The sequence below is a fragment of the Phenylobacterium sp. genome (genome assembly GCF_046590535.1).
In the GTDB taxonomy this organism is placed as follows: Bacteria; Pseudomonadota; Alphaproteobacteria; order Caulobacterales; family Caulobacteraceae; genus Phenylobacterium.
In genome coordinates, this window is the sequence record NZ_JBKJTG010000171.1 from 36,063 (window position 1) to 46,754 (window position 10,692).

A 10,692-nucleotide genomic window follows, 5' to 3' on the forward strand; every position below is an offset into this window, starting at 1 on the left:
GGGTGGAAGCCCCAGGGCAGATGACGCTCGCCCAAAGCCTCAAGCCCTGCGGCCCGACGCTGGACGCCAAGGCCGCCGCCCGCGCCCGTGACCTGGTCAAGGACGCCAAGGCTTGGCCGGCGCTGGAGCCGGTATTCGCCGCCTCGCCCTATCTGGCACGTCTCGCCCGGCGCTACCCCAAGATGCTGGCCGACCTGCTGGCGTCTGAACCCCAGGTCCGCCTGGAGAGCCTGCTCAAGCGCACCGCCAAGGTGGCGGCGCTCGACCTGGACCACGCCCAGCCGGCGCTGCGCCACCTGAAGGCCGAGTTGCACCTGCTGGCCGCTCTGGCCGACCTGGGCGGCGTCTGGGACCTGGATCAGGTGACGGGCGCCCTGACCCGCTTCGCCGACACCGCCGTCCAGGCGGCCCTGGTGGTCGCCGCCCGGGGCGAGGTCGAGGCCGGCCGCCTGACCGGCCTGGGCGCGGGCGACGAGGGCCCGGTGCCCGGCTGGTTCTGCATCGCGATGGGCAAGCAGGGGGCCTTCGAGCTCAACTACTCCAGCGATATCGATGTATCGGTGTTCTACGACGCCGAGCGGATGCCGCTGGCCGACGGGATCGCGGCGGAAGCCTTCGCGGTGCGCCTGACCCAACGCCTGTCGGACCTGATGCAGGCACGCACCGGCGACGGCTACGTCTTCCGGATGGATCTGCGGCTACGGCCCGATCCGTCATCCACCCAGGTCGCGGTCGCGGCGCCGGCGGCCCTGGAATACTACGAGACGGTGGGCCAGAACTGGGAGCGGGCGGCCTTCATCAAGGCTCGCGCCTGCGCCGGCGACCTGCCCGCCGCCCAAGCCTTCCTGGACGAACTGGCGGCCTTCGTCTGGCGCAAGAACCTCGATTTCGCGGCCATCGCCGACATCCACTCCATCAAGCGCCAGATCCATGCCCACAAGGTGGACGAGCGGGTCTCCGCCAAGGGCGTGGACGTCAAGCTGGGCCGCGGCGGCATCCGCGAGATCGAGTTCTACGTCCAGACCCAGCAGTTGATCCTGGGGGGCCGCAACCCGGCGCTGCGCAGCTCCCGGACGCTGGACGCCCTGCAGGCTCTGAGCGAAGCTGGCCATGTGGCGCCAGAGACGGCGGCCGAGCTCGCCGAGGCCTATCGCACCCTGCGCGCCATTGAGCACCGCATCCAGATGCTGGCCGACGAGCAGACCCACCGCCTTCCGGAGGCGGATGCGGAGCGCCGCCGGGTCGCGGCCCTGGCCGGCTACGACCGGCTACAGAGCTTCGACGCGGCCATCACCCGCCTGCTGAAGGCGGTGAACGCGCGCTACGGCGAACTCTTCCCGCAGGAGGAGGCTTTGTCGTCGAAGTTCGGCAGCCTGGTATTCACCGGGGTCGACGACGATTCGGAGACGCTGGCGACCCTCGCCCGCATGGGGTTCTCCAATCCGCCCAGAGTCTCGCAGACCATCCGCAGCTGGCACCATGGCAACATCCCGGCGACCCGCACCGAGCGGGGCCGCGAGCTGTTCACCCGCCTGGCGCCGCGCCTGCTGGACGCCGCCCAAGCCACCGGCGCGCCGGACCCGGCGTTCAATCGGTTCGCCGACTTCTTCTCGCGGCTGTCGTCGGGGGTGCAGTTGCAGTCGCTGTTCCTGGCCCAGCCCCGGATGTTCGAGCTGGTGGTGGAGGTGATGGCCTTTGCGCCGAAGCTCGCCTCGACGCTCGCCCGGCGTCCGGCGGCTCTCGACGCCATGCTGGACAACGCCTTCTTCGAGACCATCGACCTGGCCGAGGACCGCGCCATCATGCAGCGTGCGCTGGCGGACGCCGACGGTTTCGAAGCCGCCATGGACGCGGTGCGGCGGGTGCATCGCGAACAGGCTTTCAGGGTGGGCGTCCAGGTGATGAGCGGGACCGCCACGGCAGAGATCGCCGGTCGGGCCTTCGCCGACCTGGCCGACCTGTGCATCGGGGCGCTGGCGCCGGCGGCCCTGGCCGAGACCGTGCGGCTGGGCGGCGACTTCCCTGGCGCTGTGGCCGTGGTGGCGCTGGGCAAGTGCGGGTCACGGGAAATGAGCGCCGGCTCTGACCTCGACCTGATGACCCTCTACCGCGCCGATGAGCCCGCCGCGGCTTCGGCGCTGAAGGGCTGGGGGGCCGAGACCTTCTATGGCCGCTTCACCCAGCGGTTGATCGCGGCGCTCGCCAGCCAGACGGCCGAGGGCGGCCTCTACGAGGTGGACATGCAGCTGCGCCCCTCCGGCACCAAAGGGCCGGTGGCGGTGAGCTTCGCGGCGTTCGGCGACTACTACCAGGGCGAGGCGGAGACCTGGGAGCTGCTGGCGTTGACCCGCGCCCGGGTGGTCTGGGCCAGCTCTGAGGCGTTCGCGCAGTCGGCCAGCGGGGCCATCGAGGCGGCGCTGCGGCGCCCCCGCAACCGCGCCGCCATCGCCGCCGACGTGCGCGAGATGCGCGAGTTGCTTGAGCAGGAACGCCCGCCAAAGGGCGAGTGGGACCTGAAACTGACGGCGGGCGGCCTGGTGGACATGGAGTTCGCCGCCCAGTTCCTGCAGCTGGTCAACGCGGGCGACGGTGGGCCGCTGAGGGCCAATACGGCGGAGGCCTTCGCCGCGTTCGCGGAGACGTTGCTTGCGCCGCCGGCGCCGCTTGAGGCTCTTGCTCAGGCTTGGCGTCTGCAGCAGGATCTTACCCAGCTCCTCAAGGTGGCCCTGGACGACCACGCCGATCCTGGGGCCGAGCCGAAGGCATTCCGGGTCCTGCTGGCCCGGGCGGGCGAGGCGCGAGACTTCCGCAGTCTGAGCGCCAAGCTGGAGCGTTCCCGGACCGCAGCTCGGAAGGCCTACGAGACCCTCGTCGCGGGGTGACCGACGGAAAGCCTAACCGCAGGCGTGGAAGGGGTGGACGGCGAGATCGCCCTGTTTTCGAAGGACCTTTCATGATGCGTCTCAGTCTTGCGGCCGCCACCGCAGCCCTTCTGGCCAGCGCCGCCAGCGCCCAGCCTGCCGGCGGCCGTCAGGCCAACCCAGACGCCGACGGTTACGGCAAGGTCACCTTCGCGGAGTTCTCGGCGATCCATTCTCAGCGCAATGCGCGCATGTTCGCCCGCCTTGACGCCAACAACGACAGCAAGCTCGTGGCGGCCGAGATGGCCGCCATGGGCCAGCGCGCCCAGGCCTCAGGTGGCGCGCAGGCCGCCGGCGGTCGGATGCTTCAGCGGATGGACATCGACGGCGACGGTTCCGTCACCAAGGCCGAGATGGATGCGGACGGCGGCAAACGCCGCTTCGACGCCGCCGACGCCAACAAGGATGGCTGGCTCTCCCCTGAAGAGCTGAGCATGATGCGGCAGAACGGGGCGGGTGGCGGCCAAGGCCCCGCATAGCCCCGGCGTGTACGCGGCCGGAGAGGTCAGGCTTGGATCGGTCCGATCCGGACGAGGAACTGCTGGTGCGCGTGGCCGAAGGCGACCCTGCCGCGGTCCGCGCGCTGGTGGCTCGCAAACTGCCTCGGCTACTGAGCCTAGGCCAGCGCATGATGGGCGACGCCGCCGAAGCCGAGGACGTGGCGCAGGAGGCGTTCCTGCGGGTCTGGAAGCATGCGGCGGGCTGGCGGCCGGGCGTGGCGCGGTTCGACACCTGGCTGCACCGGGTGGCGCTCAACCTCTGCTACGACCGGCTGCGGCAGCGGCGCGAGATCGTCCTAGCCGAACCCCCGGAACAGGTGGACGAGGGGCCGGCACCGGATCGTGGCCTGCAGGCGGCCGACACCGGACGCAGGGTCTCGGCGGCGCTGCAGGCGCTGCCCGACCGGCAGCGGGAGGCGATCGTGCTTTGCCATTATCAGGAGTTCGGCAATATCGAAGCCGCGGCAGCGATGGGCGTCAGCGTCGAGGCGCTGGAAAGCCTGCTCGGTCGCGGCCGGCGCGCGCTCCGGCTGGCGCTGGCGGACATGGTGGAGCCTTGACGTGGACTTGACGCACGAACGGTTCGAAGCGCTGGCCCAGGCCTATGGCGGGGACGTGGCCCGCTGGCCGCCCGCGGAACGCGACGCGGCGGCCACGCTGATGGCCGCGGAGCCGGCGTTCACTCAGCGCCTGCTGGCCGACGCCGGGCGGATGGACGAGGCCCTCGACGCGTTCCGGTTCACCCCGGCTTCCGGCGGCTTGGCCGAGGCCATCCTGGCGCACGCGCCGCAGCGGCGTCGGCGGCCGGCCTGGCTGAGCTGGCTGACCCCTGTCGGCCTGGGGGCGGGCTTGGCGGCGGCCTGCGCCGCCGGCCTGATCGTCGGCGTGCAGGTTTCCAACCTGCCGAGCGCCTCGGCTGAGACCCTCGCCGCTTCTGCCGGCGAGGACGCTGAGTTCAGCCTCTATGCCGAGGAAGAGGCGGCCTGATGAGCCGCCGCATGCTGCTGATCATCCTGTTCGTCTCCCTGGCGTTCAATCTCTTCCTGGCGGGGACCCTGGTTGGCGCAGGCGCGCTGGGGCACCGGTTCCGCGCGCCGCCGCCGATGCAGGCCATGGCGCACCGCCCAGGCGGGCCGATGGCCGCCGCGGCGCTCAGCCTGCCGCCGGAACGCCGCGAGGCCTGGCGCGACGCCTGGCGCGACCAGACCCGCGAGGTGCGCCCGCAGATGCGCGAGGCCAGGACCGTTCGCCGCGAGGCCTTCCTCAAGCTAGGCCGGGAGCCCCTGGACCCGGCGGCTGTGCAGGCCGACCTGCAGCGCTCGCTGGCCATCGAACAGGTAGCCCGGTCGCAGATGGATCAGCGGATTGTAGGCTTCGCTGCGACCTTGCCGGCCGCCGAGCGGGCGCGGTTCGGCGAGGCGTTGTCGCAACCCAGGGGCCGGTCGGAAGGCTCAGGCCGCCGCCATCCCGGCCAGCGCCAGGGCGGTCTGCCGGACCGGTAGCGAGAAGCTGGCCGTCGTCCCCTGGCCCGGCGCGCTGCGCAGGTCCAGAAGGCCTCCGTGCATCTCAACCAGCGACTTGGTCAGCGCCAGGCCCAGGCCTGTGCCCTGCTGGGTCTTGGCCTGCTGGCTCTCGATCTGTTCGAACGGCCTTGCCAGCCGCTCCAGGTCGGCCGACGCAATACCGATGCCGGTGTCCTGCACGCTGACCCGCACGCGCTCCCCCAGGGCGTCTTCGCGGCGCTCGGCGCGGATGGTGATGCGGCCCCCTCGGGGCGTGAACTTGACCGCGTTTGAGAGCAGATTGAGCAGCACCTGCTTGATGGCCCTGTAGTCGGCCTCCACATCCGGCAGCTCCACGAAGTCAAGCAACAGGGTCAGACCGGCGGTCTCCGCGCGGTTGCGCACCAGCCGCAGGGCGTCCTCGGCCACTTCCTCCAGGGACATGGGTTCGAAGCGCAGGCTGAGCTTGCCAGCCTCGATCTTGGACATGTCGAGGATGTCGTTGATCAGGGCCAGGAGGTGCTGGCCGGAGTTGAGGATGTCGCGGCAGTAGTCGCGGTAGCGGCTGTCGCCCAGGGGGCCGTACATCTCGCCCACCATGATCTCGGAGAAGCCGTTAATGGCGTTCAGCGGGGTGCGCAGCTCGTGGCTCATGTTGGCCAGGAACTCGCTCTTGGCCTGGTTGGCGCCTTCCGCGCGGACCTTCTCGGCCTCGTACTTCCGGGCCAGTTCCGAGAGCTGCTCCTGGCTGCGCTCGAGGTTGGTGACCACCTTGCGCAGCTCCTCCTCGTTGCGCCGGCGGGCCTCCTCCTGGGTCTTCAGCACAGTGACGTCGGCGGCGGTGACCACCAGGCCGCCCTCGGCCGTCCGGCGTTCGGTGATCTGCACCCAGCGGCCGTCCACCAGTTCGGCCTCGCGGACGTCCTGGCCCCCCGCCGCCGGGAACTCCTGGCGCATGGCCAGTTGCGCGGTGGCCTCGACGGTCTCGCGGGAGGCGCCGGGCTTCAGCACCTGGGCCTCCAGTCGGAAGAAGTCGCGGAAATTGCGGTTGCACATGAGCAACCGCCCGTTGCGGTCCCAAAGCACGAAGGCCTCCGAGACACTCTCGATGGCGTCGCGCAGCCGGCTCTCGGCGGACTGGGCGCGGGCCTGGGCGAGGCGCTCTTCGGTGACATCGAGGGCCACGCCGATGATCCGGGCGAAGCCGCCCTCCGGGCTCTTGCCGAAGCCCTGACCCCGGGCGTCGATCCACACCGGCCGGCTGCCGGCCAGGCTGGGCACCCGGAACGAGACGTCGAATTCGCCATAGACCGCCGCGGTGCTCAGCGCCTCGCGCAGACCGTCGCGGTGCCCTGGCGAGACCCGATCCAGCACCTGCTGGCCGTCCACCACCCCGCCGCGCCAGCCGAACAGGTCGCCGGTGACGTCGGACATGAAGATGGTGTCGCTGGCCAGGTCCCACTCCCAGATGCCGCAGCGGGCGGCCTCCACGGCCAAGCGGAACCGCTGTTCGGAGTCGGTGTAGGCGGCGTGGGTGCGCTCGACCCGGCGGGATTCCATCCACAGCAGCACGCCCAGGGCGAAGGCCACCGCCAGCGGGACAAGCACCCAGACCAACTGCTCGTCCGGGCTCTGCGGCCCGGCCCGGAGCCGCAAGACGGCCATGGCGGTGTAGACGGCGATCAGCAGCAGGGCGGCCAGAATGGCGACGCGGGCGAAGCGCTGGGTTGGCGGCCGCGTGAGCGCAAGGCCGGCGGGCTGGCCCAGCGGTCTGGCGTCAGCCGCGTTGTCGCCTGCGCGTCCGGCCAACGCCCGCCGCTCCTCCCCGCCCACGATGCAAATCACCCCCAATGCAAATCAGAGTCTAACCTCGGCGGCGCCTAGCGTCACGGGGCGATCAGTCTGGGTCGGCGGCCTCGTCGAGAGCCCGTCCGACCAGCTCCGAGACGTTCCGGGAAAGCCTGGGCGCCGCGGCGATACGCTGCAGTTGCCCCCTCATCAGCTCACCGAGATCGGAGCGGTAGCGCCGCCAACCGCCGAGCGGGTCGATGAGCTTGGCGGCGGTCATCGGGTTGAACCCGTCGACGGCGAGGATCTGGTCGGCCAGGAACCGGTAGCCGGCCCCGCTAGGGTCGTGGAAGCGGACGGGATTGAAGTTGGCGAAGGTGGAGACCAGGGCCCGCAGCCGGTTGGGGTTCTTGGTGTCGAACGCGGGGTGGGCAGTTAGGCCCATGACCCTGCCGAGGACGGCTTCGGACGGGTCGCGCGCCTGCAGGGCGAACCATTTGTCGATCACCAGAGGCTCGGAGGTCCAGCGCGCGTAGAAGTCGGCGAGCGCCTCCTCATAGGCCTCGCCGCCAATGAGCATCAGGGCGGTAAGTCCGCCCATGGCGTCGGTCATGTTGCCAGCGGCGCGGTAGTGGCCCAGCGCCAGGTCGCCCACCTCGGCGCGGGGGTTGGCGGCCAGGAGGTCGAGGGCGGCGTTGCGCAGGGCCCGGCGGCCGGCGCCGGCGGCGTCCGGAGTGTACTCGCCTAGGTCCTGCAGGCCGGTGTGAAGGTGGCGGAGCTCCTCGGAAAGGTGCAGCGCCAGGCGCAGGCGCAAGGCCTCGCGGGCCTGGTGCAGCTCGGCCGGGTCTGCGGACTTCATGGCCAGCGCCAGGTCGCCCTCGGTGGGCAGCGCCAGCAGCAAAGCCTTGAAGGCCGGATCGGCCGCCTGGTTGGCCAGGGCGCGGCCGACAGCCTCGGCATAGCGCTCCTCGCCTACTTCGTCCGGCTGGCCGTCGGCGCGGCCGAGGATCAGGCTCTTGGCCAGCTCCTGACCGGCCTCCCAGCGGTTGAACAGGTCGGGGTCGCCGGCCAGCATGACGTAGAGGTCCTTGGGCTCCGCGTCGGTGTCCAGGCGCACCGGGGCGGAGAAGCCGCGCAGGGCGGAGATCACCGGCGCCCGGTCCACGCCGGTCAGCGTCAGCCTAGTCTCTGCGCTAGACAGCACGATGACGGTCTCGTCGCAGGCATTGCCGTCACGCTCGAAGGCCAGGGTGCGGCCGTCCTGATCCAGCAGGCCCAAGGCCACTGGGATCGGCAGGGGGCGCTTGGTGGGCTGGCCCGGCGTCGGCGCGGTCTCCTGCGCCAGCCTGAGCTCCAGCGCCCGGCGTTCAGCGTCGTAGCGGCTGGTCAACGTCACCTTTGGGGTGCCGGCCTGCTCGTACCAGGCGAAAAAGTCGGTGAGGTCGCGGCCGGAGGCCTCGGCGAAGCATCCGACGAATTCCTCGACGGTGGTGGCGTGGCCGTCCCAACGCTCGAAGTAGAGGTCCATGCCGGTTCGAAACGCCTTGGGCCCGATCAGCAGCATCAGCATGCGGATGATCTCCGCGCCCTTCTCATAGATGGTCGCGGTGTAGAAGTTGTCGATCTTCTGGTAGCTGGCCGGCCGCACCGGATGGGCCAGGGGACCATGATCCTCGGCGAACTGGCGGGCGCGCAGCGCCTTGACGTCCTTGATCCGCTGCACGGCGTGCCCGCGCATGTCGCCGGAGAAGCTCTGGTCGCGGAAGACGGTGAGGCCTTCCTTGAGGCAGAGCTGGAACCAGTCGCGGCAGGTGATCCGGTTGCCGGTCCAGTTGTGGAAATACTCGTGTGCCACGACGCTCTCGATGCGCTCGAAGTCCTGGTCGGTGGCGGTGGCGGGGTCGGCCAGTAGCAGGGAGGAGTTGAAGATGTTCAGCCCCTTGTTCTCCATGGCCCCGAAGTTGAAGTCGCGGACCGCCACGATCATGAACAGGTCGAGGTCGTACTCGCGCCCGAAGGCCTGTTCGTCCCAGGTCATCGAGCGCTTCAACGCGTCCATCGCGTAGGCGCCCCGGGCCGCCATGCCGAAGTCCACATAGATGCGCAGGGCTACGCTGCGCCCGCTCATGGTGACGAGCCTGTCCTCCAGAACGTCCAGCTCGCCGGCCACCAGGGCGAACAGGTAGCAGGGTTTGGGGAAGGGGTCGTTCCAGACGGCGAAATGGCGCCCGCCAGGCAAGGTCCCGCTCTCCATCAGGTTGCCGTTGGAAAGCAGGTGGCGGAACGCCTGGTCCGACTCGATGCGCACGGTGAAGCGTGACAGCACGTCGGGGCGGTCGGGCCAGAAGGTGACCTTGCGGAATCCCTCCGCCTCGCACTGGGTGCAGAAGCGGCCGCCCGACATGTAGAGGCCTTCCAGGGCCTTGTTGTTGGCCGGGTCGATCTCGACCTCGGTCTCCAGGACGAAGGCGTCAGGGGCGCCCGGTATGGTCAGGCCCTCGGCGTCGATGGTGCGCTCGGCCTCGCCCAGGACGCGGCCGTCGATGGCCACCGAGATCGCCTTCAGCCGCTCGCCGTTGAACCACAGGGGCTCGGCGTGGTCGCCGTTGCGGCGAACCTGCAGCCGGGCGCGAACGCGGGTGGCGCTGGGCGCCAGGTCGAAGGTCAAGTGGACCTCGTCGACGAGGAAGGCGGGCGGGCGGTAGTCGGAGAGCCGGATCGGCTGGGGGGTGTCGGTGCGCATGGCCGGCATCTAGTCCCCCGAACGGGGCGGCGCCAAGGCGGCGAGCAGGGCTGACGCGAGGTCACACTTTCAACGCCCGCCGCGCGCGAGGTATGCTCGTGCCCTTAGGAAACGCCGAGACCGGGCGCAACCGAGGCGATAGGGCAGGCATGAATTTCGATTTCTCCGACGACCAGAAGTCCCTGAAGTCCGAGGCGCGCAGGTTCCTCGAGGCCAACAGCCCGACCAGCCGCGTCCGCGCCGTGCTCGACGACGACGCCAAGGGCCATGACGCGGCGCTGTGGAAGGCCGTTGGCGAGCAGGGCTGGCTGGGGGCGGCGATCCCCGAGAAATTTGGCGGCCTGGGCCTGGGCCACCTGGAGCTCTGCGTCATCGCCGAGGAACTGGGCCGCGCGGTGGCGCCGATCCCTTTCGCCTCGACGGTCTATTTCCTGGCCGAAGCGGTCATGCTGGCGGGCGATGACGCCCAGAAGGCGGCCATCCTGCCGAAAATCGCCGCCGGCGAGGTTATCGGCGCGGTGGCGACCTCGGAAGGCCCCGGCGTGCTCAGCGCCGCGACCCTGCAGGCCAGCGTCAGCGGCGGCAAGCTCACCGGCGTGAAGCTGCCGGTGACCGACGGCGACATCGCCACCCTGGCGCTGGTGCTGGCCAAGGAGAACGGCCAGGCTGGCCTGTTCCTGGTGGACCTGACGGGCGAGGGCGTGACGCGAGATGCGCTGAAGACCCTGGACCCGACCCGCGACGCGGCCCGGCTGACGTTCAAGGGCGCCAAGGCTGAGCGGCTGGGCGCGGCGGGCGAGGGCTTCGCCCTGCTGGAGCAGATCTTAGATCGCGCCGCGGTGCTGCTGGCCTTCGAACAGTGCGGCGGCGCAGACCGCTGCCTGGAGATGGCCAAGGCCTACGCCCTGGAGCGCTACGCCTTCGGGCGCGTGATCGCCTCCTACCAAGCCATCAAGCACAAGCTGGCCGACATCTACGTCAAGAACGAACTGGCCCGCTCCAACGCCTATTACGGAGCCTGGGCGCTGAACACCAACGCAGCCGAATTGCCTGTGGCGGCCAGTGCGGCGCGGATCTCCGCGTCAGAGGCTTACTGGTTCGCGTCCAAGGAAAACATCCAGACCCACGGCGGCATCGGCTTCACCTGGGAGATGGACTGCCACCTCTTCTACCGCCGCTCGCGTCAACTAAGCTTGGTGGCCGGTGCGCCTCGGGTCTGGAAAGAACGCCTCGTCAGC

8 protein-coding genes are annotated in these 10,692 nt (G+C 70.2%); 6 read left to right on the forward strand and 2 right to left on the reverse strand.

The features are described from left to right. Positions 1–20: 20 nt before the first annotated feature. The 5 genes from ACLL81_RS10335 to ACLL81_RS10355 all read left to right on the forward strand — a co-directional run bounded on the left by ACLL81_RS10335 (position 21) and on the right by ACLL81_RS10355 (position 4,923). Positions 21–2,882 (forward strand): bifunctional [glutamine synthetase] adenylyltransferase/[glutamine synthetase]-adenylyl-L-tyrosine phosphorylase, encoded by a 2,862-nt coding sequence (locus ACLL81_RS10335; RefSeq protein ID WP_411288255.1) that lies wholly within the window; start codon positions 21–23, stop codon positions 2,880–2,882. A 71-nt stretch (positions 2,883–2,953) separates the two neighbouring features. Continuing rightward, positions 2,954–3,400, forward strand: coding sequence for an EF-hand domain-containing protein (locus tag ACLL81_RS10340; protein ID WP_411288256.1), 447 nt, complete (start codon positions 2,954–2,956; stop codon positions 3,398–3,400). Positions 3,401–3,432: 32 nt separating this feature from the next. After that, positions 3,433–3,981, forward strand: coding sequence for an RNA polymerase sigma factor (locus tag ACLL81_RS10345; protein WP_411288257.1), 549 nt, complete (start codon positions 3,433–3,435; stop codon positions 3,979–3,981). 1 nt (position 3,982) lies between these two features. Beyond that, on the forward strand, positions 3,983–4,408 hold the full coding sequence (locus ACLL81_RS10350; protein ID WP_411288258.1) for a hypothetical protein: 426 nt from the start codon (positions 3,983–3,985) through the stop codon (positions 4,406–4,408). Then, positions 4,408–4,923, forward strand: a complete 516-nt coding sequence (locus ACLL81_RS10355; RefSeq protein WP_411288259.1) for a periplasmic heavy metal sensor — start codon at positions 4,408–4,410, stop codon at positions 4,921–4,923. The genes ACLL81_RS10350 and ACLL81_RS10355 overlap by 1 nt, the downstream gene beginning before the upstream one ends. Here ACLL81_RS10355 and ACLL81_RS10360 read toward each other — a convergent pair. After that, entirely contained in the window at positions 4,873–6,732 is a 1,860-nt protein-coding gene (locus tag ACLL81_RS10360) for an ATP-binding protein (RefSeq protein WP_411288260.1), read from the reverse strand. The two genes, ACLL81_RS10355 and ACLL81_RS10360, sit on opposite strands and share 51 nt — an antisense overlap. Before the next feature lie 88 nt (positions 6,733–6,820). Next, complete coding sequence (pepN, locus tag ACLL81_RS10365) at positions 6,821–9,454, reverse strand: aminopeptidase N (protein WP_411288261.1); 2,634 nt, start codon at positions 9,452–9,454, stop codon at positions 6,821–6,823. Positions 9,455–9,603: 149 nt separating this feature from the next. On the opposite strand from pepN, the gene ACLL81_RS10370 reads away from it, so the two are divergent. Beyond that, positions 9,604–10,692: acyl-CoA dehydrogenase family protein (locus ACLL81_RS10370; protein WP_411288262.1), on the forward strand; the 1,089-nt coding region annotated here is incomplete at its 3' end.